This is a genomic window from Companilactobacillus alimentarius DSM 20249, assembly GCF_002849895.1.
In the GTDB taxonomy this organism is placed as follows: Bacteria; Bacillota; Bacilli; order Lactobacillales; family Lactobacillaceae; genus Companilactobacillus; species Companilactobacillus alimentarius.
Genome location: NZ_CP018867.1, coordinates 1,404,762 through 1,427,162, shown reverse-complemented (window position 1 = coordinate 1,427,162; position 22,401 = coordinate 1,404,762). Strand labels below are relative to the sequence as shown.

Below are 22,401 nucleotides of genomic sequence, written 5' to 3'. Positions count from 1 at the left end.
ATTTTAATAGACACCAAAATCAGGAGTACACTTAGGATATTGACTTGCAAAAATTGGGGATGAAATTAAGTTTTGAATTTAAAGAGTTTCTTTTATATATTGATACCGACATTTCTATTCAGTTCCATGGAAATTGCTCTCAAGATTGCTGGAGGACAGTTTAACCCCATAGAATTGAACTTTATCAGATTCTTAATTGGTGGTTTGGCTTTGTTGCCATTTACAATTCACTATTTGAAAAAGAATAATGTCAGTTTGACAAAATCTGATTTTGGAAGAATTGCTCTAACAGGTTTTGTCATCGTCGTCTTAAGTATGACGTTGTATCAATTGTCGATCGGTATGACTACAGCATCAGTTATTGCGATTATGTTAAGTGCCAATCCTATCTTTGGTTTGATTATTGGTTTCATATTCTTAAGAGAAAAATTATCAAGAACTAACGTGTTAGCTTTGATCTTGACATTAGTTGGTTTGTTGATCATTATTAATCCACTTCATTTGAGTGGAGCTATGGGTATTATGCTTGGTTTGTTGTCATCAATTATCTTTGGTATTTACGGCGTTATGTCACGTGTCAATGGTAATAAAATTGGTTTAAATGGACTTTCAATGACTTGTCTAGCATTTTTGTTCGGTTCTGGAGAATTGGGCATTTTGATGGGATTGAGCCATTTACCAATCGCTCAAAGAATCCCAAGCGGCTATTCTGAATTTATTAACATTCCCTTCTTTAAGGGAATTAGCTTACAAACTTTGCCATTGATTCTTTATATATCAGTCTTAGTTACTGGTGTAGCATTTGGTTTGTATTTCGTTTCAATGGAAAAAGTTGGTATTTTACAAGCTTCACTGATCTTCTTAGTTAAACCTGCACTTGCTCCAGTTTTGTCATTAATTATTCTTGGAGAAGCTATGAAAGCTAATACAATTGTTGGTATCGTAGTAATTCTCCTTGGTTCATTAGTAACATTGATGGGTGAAAAAATTGCTTATCGTGTTATGGCAATCTTTAGACGAAATAATCCTGAGGCACATCAAGATGTTGATGAGTTAGCCAAAGTAAAAGATGAACTCGAGAATGGCGAATTAGCTAAACGTGGTCGTGCAACCGAAGAAGCGGTTCGTGAATCAATTGAAAAGAAACGTCAATCACACGAATTGCCATCAGAAAATTAAAAAATTGAGATGATAAGATTACAAATTTATTCGTAATCTTATTTTTTTAGCCCTAATTGAGCTATTATAAAGGTAACGGTTTCAAAAATGATGGAATAATTATTACATTGTTGGCGAAGCAATTTCTGATTTTGAATAATTTTAATTGAAAGAGGATAAATTATGGCAAAAAAAGTAGTTATTTTAGGAGCAAATGGATTTGCTGGAGGCGAATTTGCTCAACAATTTCTTGAAGATGGTTATGAAGTAACTAGTATTTCTAGAACAGGAGAACCTTTAGGAAATCAAGCTTGGCTCAAAAATGTTGATTGGAAAATTGGTAATGCACTCTCTAAGGGATTTTGGACACAATATCTTAAGGGAGCCGATGTTGTGGTTGATACTATTGGTGAATATCGGGAAAATCAAAATGAAAATTTAACTTTTGAAAAAGTCAATTATCAAAGTGCTTTGAATATTGCTGACGCAGCCGAAGAAAATAACGTTCCAGTCTTCGTATATATGTCAGCCGACGAGATACCTAACGCTAATAAGCGTTATATCCAAACTAAGCGTGATGCTGAGGATAATTTGAATAAACGGAAATTTAGAACAGTTATTGTTAGACCCGCCACAATGGTTACAGATGACGATGTAGTAGATAGCGATGAACCACACAGAAGTTTACCTGTCAGCATGGTAGTTCTGGCTGCAATTGATGCTGTTGATAGCGCTAAGGAAAATGTTACTCTAGGCGTCGAAGACATTGATAAATAGAATATAATCCTAATAAAATAATGAAAGTTTGCAAATATTAGTTTAAAAATTAATATTTGCAAACTTTTTTTTACTTTTTACTTGCTATCAAACGCGTTTCATAGTTTAAAGTACTTTTGAAGCCAAGAAAGGACGTGAAGACGTGTTTGAATATTTAGAAGTGATCGATAATACCGACCATGAAGTGAGCTATGTTAACTATACTTTTGCTGATAATAAATTACTCATTAGTACCTTTGACCTTAGAAGCAGAAGAGAAGTTGGATATTACGAAGTGTCACTCGATCAAATAAGAGATGTTGAAATAAGTATTTATCAGGGCTGGCATAAGCTCAAATTTACTTATAATCAGAAGGTATTCATCTTTAATTACAGCGGTTTCGGTGAATATAATTATTTTCCAAATAAGTTGTTATCGAAGGTAAATAATCGTCAATAATCAGTATTTAAGTTCTTAAATGCTGAAAAACACTGAGCAAGTTTTCTGAAATCTCATAAAACAAAGCTCTTTGGAATAATTGCATGCTAGTATAAATAATGTTAATTAACAAATAAAGGTTACCGGTAACCCTTTGAGGATAAGAAGGGTTAAATATGTCAAAAAATAAAGGTGGGAGTACAGCCTTTGCCGCTTTGCAAAATGTTGGTAAGACATTTATGCTTCCAATTGCTTTGTTGCCTGTTGCTGGACTGTTTCTAGGTGTCGGTGCTTCGTTTACAGGTGCTTCATTTATTAAAATGTATCATTTGGAAAGTATTTTAGGACCGGGTACATTTTTGAATCGTTTGCTTACAATTTTCAATGATTGTGGTAGTGTCATTTTTAATAATTTAGGTCTTTTATTTGCCGTTTCAGTTGCTCTAGGATTAGCTAAGAGTGAGAAAGGTGTTGCCGCACTATCTGCATTAGTTGGCTACTTTATGATGTATGCCACGATGACTAGTGCCATTGTTAATTTTGGTGAGTTGGGACGTCTTAAGAAAATTGGCGGTCTACTTACAAATATGTTGGGCTTCACTAATACGATGAATACTGGTGTTTTTGGTGGTATTTTTATCGGTCTGATCTGTGTTTGGCTACATAATAAATACTATAAGATCAAATTCCCAGATGCTATTTCATTCTTCGGTGGAACACACTTTAGTCCTATTGCAGGGGCTTTAGCAGGTATTGTTGGTGGATTCATCATGGCTTTCTTATGGCCATACATTGCCATGGGGATTGCTGGTTTAGGTACATTGATTGGTAAAGCAGGTTACTTTGGTACATTCTTCTATGCCTATGTTTACCGTGCTTTGATTCCTTTTGGTCTACATCATGTGTTCTACTTGCCATTTTGGCAAACAGCCGTTGGTGGTACAGCTCATATTGCTGGTAAGTCAATTGTTGGTGCTCAAAATATTGTCTTTGCACAACTTGGCGCCGGACAAAAGATTTCATGGCAAGCAGCTAGATACTTTGCTTTTGAATTCCCAGTTATGATCGGTGGTTTCCCGGCTGCTGCTCTAGCTATGTATCATTGCGCTAAGAAGAATAAACGTAAGGATGTCAAAGGTTTACTACTTTCATCATCGTTAACGTCAATTCTTACAGGTATCACTGAACCACTAGAATTCACCGTTTTGTTTGCTTCACCATTCTTATTCTGGGGCATTCACTGTGTCTTGTTCGCCTTTTCTGCCGTCTTTGTTTCATTATTTAAGATTGGTGTCGGCTTCACATTCTCCGGTGGTTTGCTAGATATGATTCTTTATGGAGTTTTGCCAGGGCAAGCTCGGACTAATTGGTTAGCTTTAATACCATTAATTTTGTTCTACTTTGCTTTGTACTACTTCGTCTTTAGATTTGCTATCCTCAAATTCAATTTGAAGACACCTGGTCGTGAAGATGATGAAGAAGAATCAACTCTTCATACAAAACAAGATTATGTTGCTGAAAAGAATTCGTCTTCAACAAGTACAACTGTTGATTCAAATGATAATTCAGCTGCAGATGACAGTGTTCCAGCTATGATCGTAAATGGTCTTGGTGGTAAATCCAATATAAGTACTTTGGAAGCTTGTGCAACTAGATTACGTGTTAGTGTAAAGAATCCTGATATTGTTAAAAAAGGTCTTTTGAAATCTACCGGAGCAGTTGGAACTGTTATCCATGGGACCGGAGTTCAAGTTATCTATGGAACTAAGGTTTCGACGATTGGTCCAGAAGTAGAAGATTATTTAGGGATAGAGGATTAAGAGATGGGTTTATTTAATTTTAAAAAGAATATTGATTTCTATGCTCCAGTTTCAGGTAAATTGACTGATCTTAATAAAGTGAGTGATGAAGTATTTGCCAGTGGTGCTATGGGTAAAGGCTTTGCAGTAGAACCAACTGATGGAAATATTTACAGTCCTGTAAAAGGTCAAGTCAGCCAATTGTTTCCAACGAAACATGCCGTAGGAATTCAATGTGGTCAAATGGAAGTTCTTGTTCACATTGGTATTGATACAGTCGATCTAAATGGTAAACCATTTGAAACGTTGGTAAGCGTGGGCGATAAAGTCGACAATGAAACAGTTCTAGTCAAAACCGACTTTGATCAGATAAAACAAGCTAAAAAGGATCCTATGACAATGATCCTAATCACTAATTCGGGTGATGTTGTAAAGGATTATAAAGTTGTTGCCAATTTTGATAGTCAAGTTGACCACGATACAAAAGTAGCTGAAGTAAAGGAAAAATAGAGTTTTGAAGCAATCCTCCCGTAACCAGTTAAAAAAGATTATAGGAGGTTTTTGTTTTGACTAAATTGGATTATGAATTGAAGTTAAAGGTCGTTACAGAGTATTTGCATGGAAAAAGCTCAGTGACATTAGAAAAAGAATTTGGTATTAGTAGATTCAGCGTTTTTAATTGGGTCCAGCGTTTCCGAAAAGATGGTACAGATGGACTCAAAGTCAGAACGGCAAGTCATGAATATGATGCCGATTTTAAGTTAGAAGTTTTACAATGGAAACAGAAGAATCATTCGACTTATTCACAAGCAGCAAGCTATTTTGATATCAGCAATCCGGGAACAATCGCTAATTGGCAGAGAAAATATGATGATCTTGGATATGAGGGCTTGTTTAGAAAAAATATTCAGCAGGTAATTTTAGACCGTAAAAGACTGGATGAATTGGAACATGAAAATAAATTGTTGCGGTTAGAAAATTCTTATTTGAGAAGGATAAAGATTAGTACTCAACTACCAGCGACAAATCTTAAAAGCTTTGGTAGCAGTACTTATTAGTGGATGGATTGACTTCAGAGCAACTATTTTTCCATTTTGTTAAAAGGAGGGGATAATTATGATTCCAAGAGAAAAAAGAGAAGTACAGATCTTAGAAACCTTGAAATTAAAAGGTTGGTTGTCAACTAAGGAAATCGCTGATCACTTTGGCGTGGCCTTTGATACTGCCAGGCGGGATGTTTTGCATTTGACTGCGACAGGACAGGCAATAAGAGTTCATGGTGGAGTTATGATTACTCAAGGAGATGAGGTGCCAGAGTTTTTGAATCGGAAACGTATTTTATCTCCTGTGAAAGCCTCAATGGCAAAAATAGCTGCCACATACATCCATCCCGGAAAATTGTACTTTATTGGTTCTTCAACAACTTTAGTACAAGTTTGCGATTTACTAGGTGCAATAGATGCAACCATTGTGACACATGGAATTGATAACGCCGAACACTTGATGGAAAACCAATTGCCTAGAGTAGAACTGTTAGGTGGAATGGTAGACCGAATCAATCGTTATACTTCTTCCCTTGATACGTTGATTCGCTTGAATGATTTTGTATTCGATGGGGTCTTTATCGGTGCCTCACGGATTACTGATGAGGGCGATATAACGGTAATGGGTAAAGCCGATGCAGCCATCTTGAGAAAGGCAGTTCAACGTGGCAAAAAGATTGTCTTAGTAACTCAGAATTACAAATTTACGACCAAGAAAACTTCTCCATATGTCGTTACCAATTGTCAACAAGTCGACGTCTTAGTTACTGATAAGAGTTTAGATCCCAAGTATATGAAGTATTTTAGAGATAGTGTGGTCTTTAGAACAATTGGAAATAATTAGTAAAAAATACCACGTTATAGTATGCGAAATACATTAAAGTGCTTCATAATTGTTAGACAAGAAATCTAACAGTTATGGAGCGCTTTTTATATGGTTAAATACAGTTCAAAATTAAAGGCAGAGGTTGTTGGTGAATACCTCCAAGGTAGAACCAGCATGCAAAGTCTCTCAGAGAAACATAATTTACCTAAACGGCAAGTCAGTTTCTGGATTCAAAAATATCGCTTAAGCGGCGTAGACTCGCTTAAGCGAAAAAAAACTAAACGGAGCTTTTCAGCTGAATTTAAAATTGATGTGATAAACTACTATCAAACTCATGATGAAACTTTAGCTGAAGTATCCGCCAGATTTGATGTTAACAAGTGTCAGATTAGTTCCTGGAGAACGGCATTCAATAAACATGGCATAGAAGCCTTGAAGTCTCATCCGAAAGGCAGAAAATCCAAAGTGAAAAATGATAAAAAGAAATTACGTCATTTAATAAACAAGAATGAATTAGATCAACTTCGCGAGGAACTCGCAAAGAAGAATCAAGAATTATATGACACAAAGTTGGAGAATGATATTTTAAAAAAATCAATGACCCTGTTCGGAACTTCAAAGGACGCAAAAAAACACAAATAGTTGATCAGATCAGGGTAGAACAAGAGTCTCTTCCAAAAGCAGAACGGTATAAGATAGGCGATATTCTTAAGGCCATTGGACTTAAAAAGGCCACTTACCATGATGAGCGTAAACGTATCAAAAATCATGTAGATAAGTACAAAGATATAAAAACTGAAATATTAAAAATTACTGAAAGTGGAAAATGTCGTGGACGCCTAACCTACGGTTATCGTCGCGTACAAGAAGGATTAATTAAACTAGATGTTCACATAGCAGATGCCGTAGCTCGTCGCTTGATGAATGAGTTAAATGTTCAAGTAAATCTTTATAATCGTCATAAAAATGGAAAGTATTCCTCATATAAAGGAACTGTTGGAAAGGTCGCACACAACATTTTACATCAACAGTTTAATGAAACTGAGCCCTTTAAAGTCCTGCATACAGATGTCACACAAGTTCGTTTAAGGGATAACGAATGGGCTTATGTTTCCGCAATTACCGACGAGGCAAGCAAAGAAGTTCTAGCGTTCCAAGTAAGTAATAGTCGCAATAGTAAATTAATTATGGATACATTAAATGAATTAACGACAGTTATACCTAAAGGAAGCAACCCAGTGATACATTCAGATCAAGGCTGGCATTATCAACTAAATTATTATACTGATAGGCTTTCTGAAGATGGATTTATACAGAGCATGTCTCGCAAAGGAAATTGTCTCGACAATGCGCCAATCGAAAGTTTCTTTCATCTATTCAAAACAGAATGTCTCAATGGATTTCCACCTTGTAAAGATATGAAAGAATTTAGGAAACTTTCTAAGGAGTACGTCGATTGGTTTAACAATCGACGCATCTCAAGAAAAACAAAAGGCATGACTCCCCGCGAATACAGGGAACATGCCTTATCAGCTTAACAATATTCAATTTTGTCTAACTTTTGTGTTGCACTTTACATGCTATGACGTGGTATTTTGTGTTTAAAAAAAGGTATCTTAATGTTTGATTTAGATGGTCATTTCGAAATCTATCACTACTGATTTACTTTTCTTAACTTACCATCCTCAATTTGCCAGATCGTATCAACTAAGTCGAGGACACGTTCATCGTGGGTTACCATTACGGCAGCTTTGTTTTGCTTATGAACCCTTTCTTGAATGATTTGAACAACTTCATGTCCTCTTTTTGAATCCAGACTAGCAGTCGGTTCGTCAGCTAGAATCAAGTCAGGTTGATTGATAAAGGCGCGAGCAATAGCAACACGTTGTTTTTCTCCACCAGACAAAGCATTGGGATAGCTATTTAAACGGTGCCCCAGTCCTAGTTGTTTGAGGATAGCGGAGGCATCAGTTGGTTTTTTGTTAGAAATCTTTTGAATGAATTGTAATTGTTCGGAGATTTTTAAGTAAGGAATCAAATCAGCATTTTGGAAAATAAAGCCAATCTCATTCAAACGAATTTGTGTTTGTTTCTTTTTGGATAGTTGACTAATATCTTGATTATTCAACAAGACACTTCCAGAACTAGGTGAAAGTAAAGCTCCCATGATGGTCAATAAGGTACTTTTACCAGCACCACTAGGTCCAATGATAGCCGCAAACTCGCCTTTTTTGACTTGAAAAGAAATATCTTTTAAGACTTCGTTGATATTTTGTCCATCAGGATAATTTTTAATAATATTTTTTAATTCTAAGACTGACATTAATTGTTACCTCCAATAGCATTGATAGGGTCTACTTTGACCACCTTAATAAGTGACAAAAGTGCACTGATAAGGGCAATGACGAGAAATAGTACTCCAGTTCCTAATAACGTAGTTAAATTGAGACTGAAAGGCATTGAGGCAGGCATCTTGAGTTTGATTAAGTAAGTTACTAAAAATGAGGCAAGGATTCCACCTAGCGATAATAGTCCCATTTCAGTTAGAACATGTCCGACTAGATAACTGGTTTTTGTACCCAAAGCCTTGAGCGTTCCGAAATCGCTGATTTTTTGTAAGTTAATGATGTAGAAGAAAACCGCTAGAACGAATAATGAAATTAAGTATAGAAAACCAATCATCAAGTAAAGCGAACTTTGTTCAGCCGAATAACCAGGGATGTTGTCAATAAGAGTTTGGTTAGTGATAACCTGATAGCCAGATTTCTTAGATAGACCTTTTTTTAAGGCAATAGTATTGAAACTATTGGAGTCAGGTAAAATATCTGTAGCTTGGCGATTGTTTAAATAGATGACAGGTGAATGCGAATAGGATTCGTTGTTAGTGAAGCCCGCTATTTTGAAAGTTTTATTACTGTTTGAATCTTTGAAACTGTCACCGACCTTGTAGCCATCTGTCTCTAATTTCTTGCTGACATAGACTTCGTTTCCAGTTGTCTTTTTAACAGCTTTAGGGGTAAGAAAACTGTTTTGATTGGTGATGAAGTAAGCAATATCAGTTTTCTTACTAGCGTTATTTTTTCTTTGAATCGTCATTTGAGCGATACTCAATTTTGTAGCGGCATTATGATACTTGTCTTGAAATTTTTGCCAATCTTTTGTAGATAAATTGGATCGGTTGAGTCGAGCTTGCGACCCTTTTTGGAGAATGAAGGTTTTAGCAGGTGTCTCTTTAATGGCTGAACCACTGTCATTAGCCAAGCCGTTGGCTAATCCAGTAATGAAGAGAACTAGAAAAACGATTAAGAAGATGATCAAGCCCAAAGCAGTGAATTTCCATTTATCGTGTCTAATTTCTTTTAAAGTTAAATACATTGTGTGTTCCTCCTTGACTTATGGACTTATAATATTAAGAAAGTGCTATGTGAACAATAAACAGACTTAAGAGATCCGTGTCTTAATACACACAAAGTACTAAATTGTGGTTAAAGGAGGGTTCAAAATGAATGAAAATGATCGCCGTACTAGACGTACACAGAAGTCTATCCGTGAAAATTTTATTGATTTAATGTCAGTTATGCCAATTAAAGAGATAACGATTCAAAAGATTACCGACAAAGCTGATATTAATCGTCGAACATTTTATCTGCACTATGAAGATATTTATGATTTGCTTCATAAAACGGAAGACTATGTAATGCATCATTTTTCTGAAATACTAGAGGAGTTTGAACCTCCAAATGATGAAAGTGCCATTGGTCCCCAATTCTTTAAAGTTGCTATGTCCTATATCGAGGATAATCAAAAAATGATTGGCGTTTTGTGTCGTAATCCGGACTCAGAATTGATGCAAAAATTAATTCAATTGACCGTTACGAACGGCAAGCGAGTGATTCCTTTTTCCAATCAGATTGAAGCTGAGTATATTTTAAATTATTGTTGTTGGGGCATGGTCGGCGTTTTGCATACTGCAATGCGTAACAAGAATTTTGATATTACTAAATTGTCTAATTTGGCTGACAAATTGCTAATTTCAACAATCGAAGTCGATAAATAATTGAAGAATTTCTTTAAGAAAACGATTTCAGACTCTATGTATATCAATTCAAAAGAGTAAAATATAAACTTGTGTTAAATATATGTATAAATTATAGGAGCTTATTATGGAAGATTTGGAACCAAAAAAGAATTATATAAGCTGGCCTATTCTTGCCTTAATGGATTTTGTTACCGTAATTGGTTTTGATGATTTAACTTATAATTTTCAAAACCAAGGTATGGGTGTTATTACCTCTTGGGTTATCATGCTATTTTTATATGTTATTCCATATTCATTAATGGTGGGTCAATTAGGATCAGTTTTTAATCATGAAGGTGGGGGACTTACTTCATGGGTTCGTGGTACTAGTGGCGAATTCTTAGGTTACTTTACTGCGTGGACTTATTGGGCCGCTTCGATCCCTTACGTGGTCGATACAGCTAATTCAATCGTTGTTGGTCTAGGTTGGGCCTACAATGGTAATGCTAAAATGCAAACGCAGATGTCAAATGGCTGGTTTGCTTTTTGGACCTTAGTAACTTTTATTGTCTTTATCTTTGTTCAATCACGTTTCAAACGTTCGCTTGAAGTTTTGAGTACTATCGGTGGTATCGCTATGTTTGGTATGACGGTACTATTTGTCTTAATGACCTTTGCTGGACTAGCTGCTGGTGGTCATATTGCTACACAACCGATGAATTGGCATACAATCGTTCCGAAGTTTGATTTACATTATCTAACGACGATCGGTTTGTTGATTTATGCAGTTAATGGTGCTGAATTGATTGCACCTTTCGTTACAAAAATGCGCCATCCCAAACGTGAATTCCCTAAAGCTATGATTATGTTAGCCGTTATGACGGCCTTCTTAACCATCTTTGGATCATTTTCATTGGGTGTTTTCTTTGATGGATTCAACTTACCAAATGACTTGAAGATGAATGGTTCTTACTATGCCTTCCAAGCCTTAGGTAAGCAATATCATATGGGTAATACCTTAATGTATATCTTTGCCTGGACTGAAGTATTTTACCTAGCAGCCTTGTTAGCTGTGTTGCTTGATGCGATGACTAGAATGTTAATTTCAGATACTGGTGCTAAATATATGCCTAAAGTTTTACGTAAAACTAATTCTAACGGTTTACCAGTTAATGGTTATCTATTAACTTGTGGTTTGAGTGCCTTTATCATGTTACTAGGTATTTTCTTACCAAGTATGAATGATATATTCAACTGGCTCTTAAACTTGAACGGGATTATTTCACCAGGTGTTACTTGCTGGATTTTCTTTGCCTTTATTAAAATTAGACAAGATAGTCAAAAGTTCCCATCTGATTATGTCTATATTAAAAATGATAAATTAGCTCTAGCAGTCGGTTGGTGGTGTCTGATCATCACTGCCGTAGCAACCATCTTTGGGATTGGACCTCAAGACGTTCAGTTTGCTTCTCCAACTTGGTGGTATGAATTGATCATCAATTTTGTCGCCATCATTGTCTTGATTGGTCTAGGTGTTCTCTTACCATATGTAACACGTCGTGAAGTTAGAAGTACTACTGGTTCAGCCTTCACACGCTTGCAGTGGACTGGAATATTAGTTGCCTTAGCCGCTACTATTATTGGAGACCTAGCACTAGGTGGTTCGAATTATGAACATAATATTGTTTCTATCATAATTATCAGTGTAGTTGGAATTGCTCTAGTAATTGCTTTTGGTTGGAAAGAATATAATCTAAAAGAAGCATAGTTAAAGTACTTAACTATTCAAGTGGTAATAAATAAAAAATCGAGCTTAGATTTAATCGTGTTGGTAGATTCATTTTATCGACACGATTTTTTTTGCCACGAGTTCCCTGAATTTATAAAAATTGAAGAATAGATAGGTATTCTTGTTAACATAATTTGTACTATTGTAATGCTGCTTTCGATATTCTTTTTTGATAGGATACTATGGATTATTTTTATAGCTTATTTAATTCTAGAAATAGTGGTGTATATAATCTACCTTAAGCAATAAACATTGTAATAAAAAATTATATATCCAGTCCTTAGCTTTTATGGAGAATATTTTGAGTTGCTAACTTTCCAATCTATTCAGAATGATTTAATTAAATATCTTTTAATTAAACTAATGATATAGGTAAACAATTATTAAAAATAAAGACTATATAATTCCATTCCATTGATCGTTAATGTAAAATAAATGATTTCTCATGTGATTAATTTCCTTCGTGCTGATAGCTTTATATTAAAATATAAAACAAAAAATGTTGAATTATTATTACATTAGAATATAATTAGATAAAAATTAAAAAATAGCAACTATGGCTGTGATATTTTTATGTGAAAATGAATTTAATATTACTATTGCAGATGATGAAGTTCAATTATTTACTACTAGTGATTTATCGGAAATGGTAGAGAGAATAAATGACCTTAAAAAATTAATATTTTGAAAAAAAGCGAAGAGATTGAGGTATTATGACGAATAATATAATTGAGGTGCATAATTTATCAAAAAATTACCAAGTTACGAATCGGAGTAATGGAACTTTAGGGGCAATTAAATCTTTGTTTAAGCCCGATAAGCGGGTAATAAGAGCTGTAAAATCATTAGAATTTTCTATCTCGGCTGGGGAAAGTGTCGGTTTTATAGGTCAAAATGGAGCTGGAAAAACGACTACAATTAAAATGCTTACGGGGACTTTATTTCCCTCTTCAGGATATAGTGTAGTTAATGGCTTTGATCCGATTGAAAGAAAAAAAGAATTTAAAAAATCAATAGCTGTAGTAATGGGAAATAGATCTCAGCTTTTCCCAGATTTGACCCCAAGAGATTATTTACAATTGTTGAAATCAATTTACGAAATAGATGGTAAAGTTTTTGAATCAACAGTCGCAAGAATTGCAAAATTATTGAAAATTGAAAATAAGTTAGATGTGCAGACGCGAAAATTATCTTTGGGTGAAAGAATGAAAGTAGAATTTTTGGCCGGAGTTGTTATTCAACCTAAAATATTATTCCTTGATGAGCCAACTATTGGATTAGATGTTATAGCCAAAAGAGATATTCGTAAGTTTATAGTCCAGTTAAATAGGGAAGAGGGAATCACGATTTTTCTCACTTCGCACGATATGGAAGATATTTCTACTATATGTAATCGACTAATAATTGTTAATAAGGGAAGTATTATTTGGGATGGAGAGACCGATAAATTATTGAATAAATTTGGCAGGGATAAATATATTAGTTTTACTAAAAGTGAATTTTTTGAAATTTCTAAAATTAATCAAAAAGTTGTAGATCAGGATCAAGCAACTATTACTATAAAAGTACCTAAAAATGAGGTAGATAAAACTTTATCCTATCTTAACAAGGAACAAGAGGGATCTAATTTTAAAATACATAATTTGAAATTAGATGATGTAATTTTTGAATTATTTTCAAAAGGATATTAAAAATGATGATATATTTTTCGGTTATAAAACTTTCAATGAAGTCGATTCTTTCAAACAAAAGTAGTGTTTTTATTTTATTGTTACAATCGCTTGTTCCAATTTCTATAATGTTTTATTTATGGTCAAGCATATTAAATGGAGATGAGACTTTGGGCGGGTTCTCACGAAATCAATTAATTCTCTACTATGTGGGGGTCAACTTTATTAATTTTTTTGTTTGGTACGCGATTGATTGGGAATTAAATAGTGATATTCATTCTGGTGAATTATCGAATATTTTACATAAACCTATTTCTATTCAAAAATATTATTTTTTTAGAATGGTTGGTGATAGAATGGCCAATTTATTTATATTATCTCCTCTAATTTTAATGGGCGGGATTTATATAATAATTATTTCTAAAAGTAAGATCTCAATAATCCTTGTTTTTCAGTTCTTAATTAGTTTATTTTTAGCAACGGTGCTTTGGTTCTTATTTTCCTATATAGTAGGAAGCCTAGCTTTTTGGTTTGAAAATCTCTTTTTTGTTCTACTAGTCAAGGAGGTATTAGTAAGTTTATTGGCTGGATATTATTTTCCTATATCAATATTACCTGATTTTTGGCAAAGTATTTTACAATGGTTACCTTTTCAGTATTTTAGTTCATTCCCAATTAATGTTCTTATTAAAGGAATGACTGGTAAAACATGGCTGATGAATACTTTATTGGAATTAACTTGGATAGTTGGATTTGGTGTTACTTTGTCTTTTGTCAGTAGGAAGGGACTTCAGAAGTATTCTGATGTTGCGGGTTAAATTTCTCATGAGAAAAAATTTTATTTTTGTTAAATCATTAACTAAAGTTGCCGTTTTGGAAAGTTTAACGTTCAGGTTGGATATCATTTTTGGAATACTGTCGTCAATGATTTGGATAGGAGTTCCAATTATTTTTTTTAAGGTTATTTATTTAAATGTAAATAGTATTGCGGGCTGGAGTTTTAAGGAATGCCTGTTATTGATAGGAATATATACACTAATTGATAGTATTATGATGGCTTTTTTGGTGAAATCAATGCCTCGTTTAGAAAATGATATACGAGAGGGGACGCTAGATACAATTTTGTTAAAACCCATTAATCCCCAATTGTTTTATTTTTTTGGATCTATAGACTTTACACAGTTTTTAAATGGCTTTTTAGGATTGGCAATTATTTTTTATGCTAGCAGGGGATTTGGATTTACTGCAACGCAAATATTTCTTGCAAGTTTGGCAAGTATTTTAGGCGGAACAATTTATTATTCTCTGTGGTTTTTATGGACCATTTCTACATTCTGGTTTCCAACCAACTTTGGTAGAACAGATTTATTTCTGAGTATGATTCAAATTAGTCGATACCCTTCAAGCATTTATAAAGGTACAGGTAGTTTATTATTCAATTTTCTAATACCTTTGGGAATGGTAGCTTCTCCAGTAGCATTAATTTTAATAAGACCTGAAAAAGAATTTATTGTAATAATTCAATTTTTAATTGCAGTAATTTTCGTAGTACTTGATATCTTAGTATGGAAGTTGGGGGTCAGAAAATATGATGGGGCCGGAAGATAATAAATATGAAGCAATAGAATTAATAAATAGTCGTCTATTAAAAGTTTTAGGTTGGAAAACTGCCATTTAGAATTCACACATTTATCTGTGCGATTCTGAATGGATATTTTTTTGAGTAAATTGAAATGTCTGAGTGAAACTTTTTATATCCCACTAGCTTCTTTTATGGTAGAATATTTCGAGTCGCTAATTTTCCAAATTGTACACTTAAAAGGCAACCATTATAGTTGCGGTCATGTCGGGAAAGTAAGCGCTTAAATATTTTTACATTTTTGAATCATTTTTTAGTTTATTACCGAGAAAATATTGTATATTTTAAGTAACCACTAGGTGTAATAAATTAGGAAAGTATGATTTATTTTCACTGAGGAAAACGCCATGACAGATTTGGGAACAAAGAAAAAGTATATAAGTTGGCCTGTGCTAGCTTTAATGGATTTTGTGACAGTTGTTGGATTCGATGATCTGACTTATAACTTCCAAAATCAAGGGATGGGAGTCATCACATCTTGGATTATCATGATTTTACTGTACGTTATTCCGTATTCGCTGATGGTTGGACAATTGGGTTCAACTTTTGATGACGATGGTGGTGGATTAACGTCTTGGGTCAGAGAGACCAGCGGGGAATTCTTAGGCTATTTTGCTGCCTGGACTTATTGGGCCGCTTCAATTCCTTATGTTGTGGATACCGCCAATACGATTGCAGTCGCGATTGGCTGGGTTTATCACGGCAATGCAGAATTACAAAATCAGATGTCGAATAGTAAGTTTGCTCTGTTTACGTTATTGATATTCGTCTTCTTTATCATCATTCAATCTCGTTTTGAACATTCACTAGAAGTGTTGAGTACGATCGGTGGGATTGCCATGTTTGGTATGACGGTCTTATTTGTCTTGATGACGGTCACAGCTTTAGGAATGGGCGGTCACATCGCAACTAAACCTCTGACGGTTCATACGATCGTACCTAGTTTTAATCTGCACTATTTAACGACTTTGGGATTCTTAATCTTTGCGATTAATGGTGCCGAAAGGATTGCACCTTTTGTGACTAAGATGCGTAATCCCAATAGGGATTTTCCTAAAGCCATGATTATGTTGTCATTGATGACTGGCTTTTTGACTATTTTTGGTTCATTTTCTTTAGGGGTCTTTTTTAACGCCTATCATTTACCAAATGATTTGAAGATCAATGGATCTTACTACGCCTTTCAAGCTTTGGGTCAAAGATTTCATTTGGGTAACACTTTAATGTATCTTTTTGCTGTGACGGAAATTTTTTATTTGGCAGCTTTATTGGCGGTACTTTTGAATGCTATGACAAGAATGTTAATTTCCGATACGGGTAATAAATATATGCCAAGCTTTTTACGCAAAACTAACACAGCCGGCTTGCCGATTAATGGTTATTTATTAACAGTCGGTTTAAGTGCTTTTATCATGTTTTTAGGAATTCTATTGCCAAATATGAAGGATATTTTTAACTGGCTGTTAAATCTCAATGGAATTATTTCGCCAGGAGTAACTTGCTGGATTTTTTGGTCATTTATCAAAGTTAGAAAAAATGATGATATCTTTAGTTCAGGCTATGTTTATATCAAGGATAAAACTCTTTCGCTTATCGTTGGTTGGTGGTGTCTGATTATTACTGGGGTAGCGACTATTGCAGCGATTGGTCCACAAGATGTCAGTTTTGGATCATCAATGTGGTGGTATGAATTGATTATTAATTTTGTAGCTATCTTTGTTTTAATTGGTCTCGGTTTCGTATTACCATATATTACGAAGAGAGAAAAAAGAAGTCAGACGGGAACAGCCTTTACCAAAGTTCAATTGATTGGGATTTGGATAGCGGTCTTGACGACTTTGTTAGGAGATTTGTATCTGGGAGATACGAATTTCAGTCGTAATTTAGGTTATATAATTTTATTAACTCTGGTTGGTATTACAGTGACAGTAGCCTTTGGTTGGCGAGAACATAATGTTAAGGAAAGTCTTGAGTAGTGTGCAAGGCTTTTTTATTAAATTTATATCTAGTTTTAAAAACTAGATTGAATAGTTACGATAACTATGATAAATTATACTGGTAATTACAAAAAGGGGTGCATTTTCATGGATGAGTTACAGAACTGGTTAGATACATTGGAGGACTATCACTTACCTAGATTTGAGGATCTACCTGAGCTAAATCTCTATCGTGACCAACTTTTGACACTAGTTGATAAATATATTGGGCCGATTTGGTTAGAAGATGGACCAGTTGTAACGACATCAATGGTCAATAACTATGTTAAGAATGGCTTGATGCCACATCCTGTTAAGAAGCGTTACAATCGTGAACATCTTGCATATTTGATTGCAATAACCTTTTTGAAGCAAGTGGTTTCAATCAGTGAGATTCAAGAAGGCTTAGATATGCAGACAAAATTGAATGGTGGTATTGCCAAAGCTTTTGATTTTTTCTGTGATAAGCAAGAACTCGCTTTAAAGATGTTGAATCATCGTGAAGAGGGACAAGTCATGTCGGAAAAGGACCAATCATCAGCCTACTTATTAGTCGAGATGGTCACGATGGCGTTTGCCACGAAATTAATTACTAAAAAAATATTAATGATAGAAAATAATAATCAAGATGAAAAGAGCTAATTAAAATGGAAAAGATTGCCGTATTGGTAGATTCCTGTTGCGATTTGCCAAAAGAATATCTCAAAAAAGCCGGTATTTATGAATTACCAATGCAAATTACTTATCATGATAAGACTTACCTTGACCGAGTGAATATTTCTGCCGAAGAAGTTTATCAAAACCTTCCTGTTGAGATTCCTAAAACATCATTGCCATCAGGTGAATCGATTCAAAAAACTTTGGATAAAATTGCTGCCGATGGTTATACCCAGATTATTTCAATTTCAGTTTCATCAGGTTTGAGTGGAACATTTAATTTCTTAAAAGTTTTTCTAGAAGACGACGACCGGTTTGTTTCAAAATATTTTGATACTAAGCAAGTAGCTATTGCTTCTGGGTTAGTAGCCATTGGAGCTAAGAATTTAGTTGATGATGGCAAAAATTTAGACGAAGTAGCTGCTGCAGTGGAGAAAATGTGTCAAAATGCGATTGTTTATTTCTGCATCCCTACACTAACTTATTTACGTGCCGGAGGACGTATTAGTGCGGTTGCTTCAGCTGTTGGTGGAATGTTGAAGTTAGCACCAATTGTTACTTGTACGCCTGAGGGGGCTTATACAATTGCTGCTAAAGCGCGTGGTATGAAAAAGGGTCAGAAAATGATGCTTGATTATGCTAAAAAATTCATTGGCGATGACAAAGACTATTTGATTGGAATTGGTCATGGAGCTGATGAAGCTGGTGGTCAACACATGTTAGATATTTTGCACGATAATGGTATCCAAGGTAAACAAGAGTTTACTGAACAAGTTGGACCAGCCTTAGGTGTTCACACTGGTCCCGGATTGATCGGTGTAGCAGTGGTTAAAATTTAGAATAATAATACATCTGGATTAATTGATATTTATCAACTGGTCTAGATGTATTTTTTGCTAGTACAAGTAAAAGAAACTAAAAAGCCGGTATAGCAATCATCCAAAGGTGATTGCCATATCGGCTTTCTTAATGATTTAAAACTAAATTCTATTCGGAACGTAACGCCGTTGCAGCATCTTTTTTAGCCGCCATACGTGCGGGGATATGCCCACCAATAACGGTCAAGACGGTACTGATGACGATTAGAACGATTGCATGGACAGGGTTCAATTGAGAAACGTTTGATAAATCGGTTAGATTCTTCAAAATAGCATTGATTGGGAAAGTAGCCAACCAAGCGATCACGATTCCTAAGACACCTGATGAAACACCCAAGATTGTTGTTTCAGCATCGAAGACGCGAGTAACATCTTTCTTTCTTGCACCTAAGGCTTTCAAGATACCAATTTCTTTGGTTCTCTCAAGAACTGAGGTATAAGTGATGATACCAATCATGATCATACTTGTTACTAATGAAATACCAGCAAAGGCAACTAGGACGTATGTGATAGCGTCCATTAAGCCACCAGTTAGACTTGAAACTTGACCAGCGAGATCAGTATAAATGACTTTGTTGGATTCTTTCTTGCCTTGGTTGAATTTATCTAAGTAGTCAAGAACCTTATCCTTTGTCTTGAAGGTACTTGGATAAATTAGAATACTAGATGGAGTGGATGAACCACCTAAGTAACTAACAAGTGATTCTTTAGTTGTATCATCAACATTTGAACCAGTTAAGACATTGACGTCGCTATTCTTTTGAGCTTTAACGATGTCAGAGTTCTTATTCGTATTAACAATGTCTTTGGTTAATTTATCACTGTAAGCAATACCTGATGAGAGGATATTTTCAGATGATTCTGATTTAACTTTCAAGATACCAGCGATTTTTAAAGTCTTATTGTTATTGCTATTGTAAAGACTAGAAATATCAGAGTTTGGTGTATAGAGACTATCAGTTACTTGTTTGTAGTAATCATTGTTAGAAACAACTTTGAATTCTTGACCAACAATTTTGTTGAAATCTAGTTTTTGATTATCTTTAACATTCATGCCAATATTCTTTAAAGCGTTGATATTAGTGGAGTTATCACGATCAACAATTAAAACGACTTCATTTTCATTTTGTGGCAATGAACCGGAAATAACTTTGTAGTGCTTCTTCAAAAAGTTCTTACCATTATTGTCAGATGAAGGGTAGACAGAACTGCCGACACCTGTCGATGAAGCCATGGCAGCAGATACGCCACTTAAGGAGTTAGAACTGTTAGTATTTGAAAATTGAGCAGTTTTAACCTTACCGTCAACCTTACTCAAGAGGTTCATCCCAGTAGAGTAATTATAAGTAACGTTCTTACTTAATTCTGGATCGAGATTCTTGATATAGTTAACATATTTTTTATTTAACTTGTTAGTATGAGTCGATTTCTCTTGTTGACTCAATTTAGCGGTAACTTTTTTAGATTTGGAATTTTTAACTTTATCAGTATCAGGCGCACTTTGCTTAGAAGCAGTCTGTGAAATAGTCACAGGGAACTGTGCTAAAGTATTTCCTTGTGTCTTATTGATTTGCTTTTGAAATCCTGAGGAAAGCGCCAAGACAATGGCGATACTGATGATACCGATACTGGAAGCAAAAGCAGTTAGAGCCGTTCGAGCTTTCTTAGTCTTCAGATTGGTAAATGACAATTTCAAAGCAGTCCAAAAAGTCATTTTAGTTTTCTTTAATTCGAAGTTATCTTTAGTAGTATCTTCAACGAATGGATTGGAATCGTCCAAAATCTTACCATCAGCAAAATTGATGATACGATCGGCGTATTCTTTAGCTAAAGTTGGATTATGAGTAACCATAATAACTAAACGTTCAGCTGATAACTCTTTGATCAGCTTCATGATTTCCTCACTGGTCTCAGTATCCAATGCACCAGTTGGTTCATCACAAAGAAGAATTTCAGGATCATTAGCAATCGCACGAGCAATTGCCACACGTTGTAATTGACCACCAGATAATTGGTTAGGCTTCTTATTGATATGAGGACCTAATCCAACACGCTCTAGAGCTTCACGAGCCTTCTTTTTCTTCTCTTCATTGTCGACACCACTAAGCGTCATTCCTAGTTCAACATTATCAAGAATACTCAAATGACCGATAATATTGTAACTTTGGAAGATAAAACCGACGGAATTATTCCGATAAGCATCCCAATCGGATTCGGAAAAGTTCTTAGTCGATTTACCGTTAATGATAAGATCTCCGGAGTCATATATATCTAGTCCGCCGATACCATTAAGCATCGTAGTTTTACCAGAACCACTAGGTCCTAGAATGGCAACAAATTCTTGCTTACGAAAGGAAACGGAGACATCATCTAAAGCTTTAGTGACCGAATCACCAACGTAGTAGTATTTTTTTATGTGTTTTAATTCCAGCATTTATCAAACTCTCTCTAATCTTTTAAATTTGTAATGTTTTTCAATAAATATTTTGTTAAACTGTCATTATTGCAACACCATGTCTCATATAATAAAAACTTTGTTGGAAGATTTCAACCGTCAATGTGAGACAAAGTGTTTTAAATTAGACAAAAAATATCAAAGTGTTGAGTTTAGGAGGTAATGATGGTCGGTATTAGAAATAATAGACGAGCTAAATATACCAAAAAAATTATCAAAGAGACAGTTTTATCACTTCTTCAAACAAAAACGATCGACGTTATTACCGTTACAGAAATTTGTAAGGAAGCAGACGTCAATCGAACCACTTTTTATCGTTATTATAACGATGTTTATATGTGTGTGGATCAGATAGAAAAAGACTTCCTAGATAAGTTGGAAGTCCCAGAAGGCAGTTCTCTGATTGATGGATTGACGATTGTTCTTACGGCTTTTTATGAAAATCCACAATTAAGCAATTTAGTATTTGTAGAAGGAAAGACGGAATTGCTGGATAAAATGTTAAGTTATAGGCCACATCCGTTTAAAAAAACAACCTTAGACGCCTATCAAGATACTTATATTATGTTGGGATTTCAAGGAATCTTAAAAAGATGGGTAAAAGGCGGTATGAAAGAAGCACCTGATAAATTAACTAAAATTATTGTTCAGATTTTATTTGCGGATAATCTCCAAGACAAACGTAAACAATTTGAAAATGGTCGGATTCAATAAATTAAGAAAAATTACTGATTTGATTATGCCAGAGTAGTTCGTCAGATTTCTTGTTAGCTAATTCTTTTTTGATAATCAGTTCTCGACCATACTGTTCGGGATGAGAAGTAACTTCAGTTAATTCTAATTCTAATTGAGCAATTTCCACTTTGAGAGTTTGACTCCGTAGTTTTAATAGTTTAGTTAAAATTCCTTGCTGGTCTTTCCCTAAAAAATGCAATCGTAAAACAAAGTCATCGTTATTTAATTGTGTCACAGATGGATCTAGAGGCTTCTTTAACCAGTCTAAAAATACTTGCTTACCAGTTGATGTCAGTTGGTAAGTCTTTTTGCGTGTGTTGGGATCATTGGATTTGACCAATGCAATTAGATTGCTTTCTAAAAGGCGATTAAGTTCAGGATAGATTTGGCTAAATGGGGCGGTCCAAAATTCAGCCTTTTCCTTATCGAAGATTTGTTTGATATCGTAGCCAGTCATTTGTTGACGAGTTAAAAGCCCTAGAATCATATATTGAAGGGTATTAGTACGTGCCATGGGCGACTCCTTTACAATTTCATTATATGTATTAAACTATATATATTAA

At 34.7% G+C, this 22,401-nt stretch carries 22 protein-coding genes; 18 read left to right on the top strand and 4 right to left on the bottom strand.

The features are described 5' to 3' along the window. Positions 1–72 precede the first annotated feature (72 nt). The 9 genes from LA20249_RS06855 to LA20249_RS06815 all read left to right on the top strand — a co-directional run bounded on the left by LA20249_RS06855 (position 73) and on the right by LA20249_RS06815 (position 7,559). Positions 73–1,179, top strand: a complete 1,107-nt coding sequence (locus LA20249_RS06855; RefSeq protein ID WP_057738422.1) for a DMT family transporter — start codon at positions 73–75, stop codon at positions 1,177–1,179. Positions 1,180–1,341: 162 nt separating this feature from the next. Continuing rightward, the gene (locus LA20249_RS06850; protein WP_057738420.1) at positions 1,342–1,935 is read left to right on the top strand and encodes an NAD-dependent epimerase/dehydratase family protein; all 594 of its coding nucleotides are present in this window, start codon (positions 1,342–1,344) and stop codon (positions 1,933–1,935) included. Between the two features lie 142 nt (positions 1,936–2,077). After that, the gene (locus LA20249_RS06845; RefSeq protein ID WP_057738418.1) at positions 2,078–2,374 is read left to right on the top strand and encodes a hypothetical protein; all 297 of its coding nucleotides are present in this window, start codon (positions 2,078–2,080) and stop codon (positions 2,372–2,374) included. A gap of 155 nt (positions 2,375–2,529) precedes the next feature. Then, a complete protein-coding gene (locus LA20249_RS06840) occupies positions 2,530–4,173 on the top strand; it encodes a PTS transporter subunit EIIC (RefSeq protein WP_057738416.1) in 1,644 nt (547 codons plus the stop codon). Positions 4,174–4,176: 3 nt separating this feature from the next. Further along, positions 4,177–4,662, top strand: coding sequence for a PTS sugar transporter subunit IIA (locus LA20249_RS06835; protein WP_057738413.1), 486 nt, complete (start codon positions 4,177–4,179; stop codon positions 4,660–4,662). Positions 4,663–4,718: 56 nt separating this feature from the next. Further along, positions 4,719–5,210, top strand: a complete 492-nt coding sequence (locus LA20249_RS06830; protein ID WP_057738410.1) for a helix-turn-helix domain-containing protein — start codon at positions 4,719–4,721, stop codon at positions 5,208–5,210. Between the two features lie 58 nt (positions 5,211–5,268). Then, positions 5,269–6,039 carry a DeoR/GlpR family DNA-binding transcription regulator gene (locus LA20249_RS06825; RefSeq protein ID WP_057738408.1) on the top strand — a complete coding sequence of 257 codons (771 nt, stop codon included), beginning with the start codon at positions 5,269–5,271 and terminating at the stop codon, positions 6,037–6,039. Between the two features lie 90 nt (positions 6,040–6,129). Next, entirely contained in the window at positions 6,130–6,663 is a 534-nt protein-coding gene (locus LA20249_RS06820) for a helix-turn-helix domain-containing protein (protein WP_101836851.1), read from the top strand. Further along, positions 6,615–7,559 (top strand): IS3 family transposase, encoded by a 945-nt coding sequence (locus tag LA20249_RS06815; protein WP_335583117.1) that lies wholly within the window; start codon positions 6,615–6,617, stop codon positions 7,557–7,559. The genes LA20249_RS06820 and LA20249_RS06815 overlap by 49 nt, the downstream gene beginning before the upstream one ends. A 116-nt stretch (positions 7,560–7,675) precedes the next feature. On the opposite strand, the gene LA20249_RS06810 is transcribed toward LA20249_RS06815, so the two are convergent. Together LA20249_RS06810 and LA20249_RS06805 are read right to left on the bottom strand one after the other, a co-directional pair. After that, positions 7,676–8,344 (bottom strand): ABC transporter ATP-binding protein, encoded by a 669-nt coding sequence (locus LA20249_RS06810; protein ID WP_057738195.1) that lies wholly within the window; start codon positions 8,342–8,344, stop codon positions 7,676–7,678. Continuing rightward, entirely contained in the window at positions 8,344–9,396 is a 1,053-nt protein-coding gene (locus LA20249_RS06805; RefSeq protein WP_057738199.1) for an ABC transporter permease, read from the bottom strand. The genes LA20249_RS06810 and LA20249_RS06805 overlap by 1 nt, the downstream gene beginning before the upstream one ends. A gap of 127 nt (positions 9,397–9,523) precedes the next feature. Between LA20249_RS06805 and LA20249_RS06800 the strand changes: the two genes are divergently transcribed. The 8 genes from LA20249_RS06800 to LA20249_RS06765 all read left to right on the top strand — a co-directional run bounded on the left by LA20249_RS06800 (position 9,524) and on the right by LA20249_RS06765 (position 18,609). Further along, the gene (locus tag LA20249_RS06800; protein WP_057738201.1) at positions 9,524–10,078 is read left to right on the top strand and encodes a TetR/AcrR family transcriptional regulator; all 555 of its coding nucleotides are present in this window, start codon (positions 9,524–9,526) and stop codon (positions 10,076–10,078) included. Positions 10,079–10,184: 106 nt separating this feature from the next. After that, positions 10,185–11,807 carry an APC family permease gene (locus LA20249_RS06795; RefSeq protein WP_057738203.1) on the top strand — a complete coding sequence of 541 codons (1,623 nt, stop codon included), beginning with the start codon at positions 10,185–10,187 and terminating at the stop codon, positions 11,805–11,807. Positions 11,808–12,541: 734 nt separating this feature from the next. Beyond that, on the top strand, positions 12,542–13,519 hold the full coding sequence (locus tag LA20249_RS06790; protein WP_057738208.1) for an ABC transporter ATP-binding protein: 978 nt from the start codon (positions 12,542–12,544) through the stop codon (positions 13,517–13,519). A 2-nt stretch (positions 13,520–13,521) separates the two neighbouring features. Further along, positions 13,522–14,316 carry an ABC transporter permease gene (locus tag LA20249_RS06785; protein ID WP_235806746.1) on the top strand — a complete coding sequence of 265 codons (795 nt, stop codon included), beginning with the start codon at positions 13,522–13,524 and terminating at the stop codon, positions 14,314–14,316. A 7-nt stretch (positions 14,317–14,323) separates the two neighbouring features. Then, positions 14,324–15,106, top strand: coding sequence for an ABC transporter permease (locus LA20249_RS06780; protein ID WP_235806747.1), 783 nt, complete (start codon positions 14,324–14,326; stop codon positions 15,104–15,106). Positions 15,107–15,484: 378 nt separating this feature from the next. Further along, positions 15,485–17,113 carry an APC family permease gene (locus LA20249_RS06775; protein ID WP_057738214.1) on the top strand — a complete coding sequence of 543 codons (1,629 nt, stop codon included), beginning with the start codon at positions 15,485–15,487 and terminating at the stop codon, positions 17,111–17,113. 108 nt (positions 17,114–17,221) lie between these two features. Further along, positions 17,222–17,755 carry a DUF1836 domain-containing protein gene (locus LA20249_RS06770; protein WP_057738221.1) on the top strand — a complete coding sequence of 178 codons (534 nt, stop codon included), beginning with the start codon at positions 17,222–17,224 and terminating at the stop codon, positions 17,753–17,755. Between the two features lie 5 nt (positions 17,756–17,760). Then, the gene (locus LA20249_RS06765; protein WP_057738227.1) at positions 17,761–18,609 is read left to right on the top strand and encodes a DegV family protein; all 849 of its coding nucleotides are present in this window, start codon (positions 17,761–17,763) and stop codon (positions 18,607–18,609) included. 148 nt (positions 18,610–18,757) lie between these two features. On the opposite strand, the gene LA20249_RS06760 is transcribed toward LA20249_RS06765, so the two are convergent. Further along, positions 18,758–21,082, bottom strand: a complete 2,325-nt coding sequence (locus LA20249_RS06760; RefSeq protein ID WP_057738229.1) for an ABC transporter ATP-binding protein/permease — start codon at positions 21,080–21,082, stop codon at positions 18,758–18,760. 186 nt (positions 21,083–21,268) lie between these two features. On the opposite strand from LA20249_RS06760, the gene LA20249_RS06755 reads away from it, so the two are divergent. After that, positions 21,269–21,817 (top strand): TetR/AcrR family transcriptional regulator, encoded by a 549-nt coding sequence (locus tag LA20249_RS06755; RefSeq protein ID WP_057738231.1) that lies wholly within the window; start codon positions 21,269–21,271, stop codon positions 21,815–21,817. A 1-nt stretch (position 21,818) separates the two neighbouring features. Here the strand turns inward: LA20249_RS06755 and LA20249_RS06750 are convergent, their stop codons facing one another. After that, positions 21,819–22,352, bottom strand: coding sequence for a PadR family transcriptional regulator (locus LA20249_RS06750; RefSeq protein ID WP_057738233.1), 534 nt, complete (start codon positions 22,350–22,352; stop codon positions 21,819–21,821). Positions 22,353–22,401: the final 49 nt, after the last annotated feature.

What these genes read in the sequence shown, in the direction of transcription:
- LA20249_RS06775 (WP_057738214.1), top strand. Translation starts at nt 15,485, where the DNA reads ATGACAGATTTGGGAACAAAGAAAAAGTATATAAGTTGGCCTGTGCTA.
- LA20249_RS06805 (WP_057738199.1), bottom strand. Translation starts at nt 9,396, where the DNA reads ATGTATTTAACTTTAAAAGAAATTAGACACGATAAATGGAAATTCACT.
- LA20249_RS06820 (WP_101836851.1), top strand. Translation starts at nt 6,130, where the DNA reads ATGGTTAAATACAGTTCAAAATTAAAGGCAGAGGTTGTTGGTGAATAC.
- LA20249_RS06785 (WP_235806746.1), top strand. Translation starts at nt 13,522, where the DNA reads ATGATGATATATTTTTCGGTTATAAAACTTTCAATGAAGTCGATTCTT.
- LA20249_RS06850 (WP_057738420.1), top strand. Translation starts at nt 1,342, where the DNA reads ATGGCAAAAAAAGTAGTTATTTTAGGAGCAAATGGATTTGCTGGAGGC.
- LA20249_RS06825 (WP_057738408.1), top strand. Translation starts at nt 5,269, where the DNA reads ATGATTCCAAGAGAAAAAAGAGAAGTACAGATCTTAGAAACCTTGAAA.
- LA20249_RS06840 (WP_057738416.1), top strand. Translation starts at nt 2,530, where the DNA reads ATGTCAAAAAATAAAGGTGGGAGTACAGCCTTTGCCGCTTTGCAAAAT.
- LA20249_RS06765 (WP_057738227.1), top strand. Translation starts at nt 17,761, where the DNA reads ATGGAAAAGATTGCCGTATTGGTAGATTCCTGTTGCGATTTGCCAAAA.
- LA20249_RS06750 (WP_057738233.1), bottom strand. Translation starts at nt 22,352, where the DNA reads ATGGCACGTACTAATACCCTTCAATATATGATTCTAGGGCTTTTAACT.
- LA20249_RS06780 (WP_235806747.1), top strand. Translation starts at nt 14,324, where the DNA reads ATGAGAAAAAATTTTATTTTTGTTAAATCATTAACTAAAGTTGCCGTT.
- LA20249_RS06770 (WP_057738221.1), top strand. Translation starts at nt 17,222, where the DNA reads ATGGATGAGTTACAGAACTGGTTAGATACATTGGAGGACTATCACTTA.
- LA20249_RS06795 (WP_057738203.1), top strand. Translation starts at nt 10,185, where the DNA reads ATGGAAGATTTGGAACCAAAAAAGAATTATATAAGCTGGCCTATTCTT.
- LA20249_RS06790 (WP_057738208.1), top strand. Translation starts at nt 12,542, where the DNA reads ATGACGAATAATATAATTGAGGTGCATAATTTATCAAAAAATTACCAA.
- LA20249_RS06755 (WP_057738231.1), top strand. Translation starts at nt 21,269, where the DNA reads ATGGTCGGTATTAGAAATAATAGACGAGCTAAATATACCAAAAAAATT.
- LA20249_RS06835 (WP_057738413.1), top strand. Translation starts at nt 4,177, where the DNA reads ATGGGTTTATTTAATTTTAAAAAGAATATTGATTTCTATGCTCCAGTT.
- LA20249_RS06800 (WP_057738201.1), top strand. Translation starts at nt 9,524, where the DNA reads ATGAATGAAAATGATCGCCGTACTAGACGTACACAGAAGTCTATCCGT.
- LA20249_RS06810 (WP_057738195.1), bottom strand. Translation starts at nt 8,344, where the DNA reads ATGTCAGTCTTAGAATTAAAAAATATTATTAAAAATTATCCTGATGGA.
- LA20249_RS06760 (WP_057738229.1), bottom strand. Translation starts at nt 21,082, where the DNA reads ATGCTGGAATTAAAACACATAAAAAAATACTACTACGTTGGTGATTCG.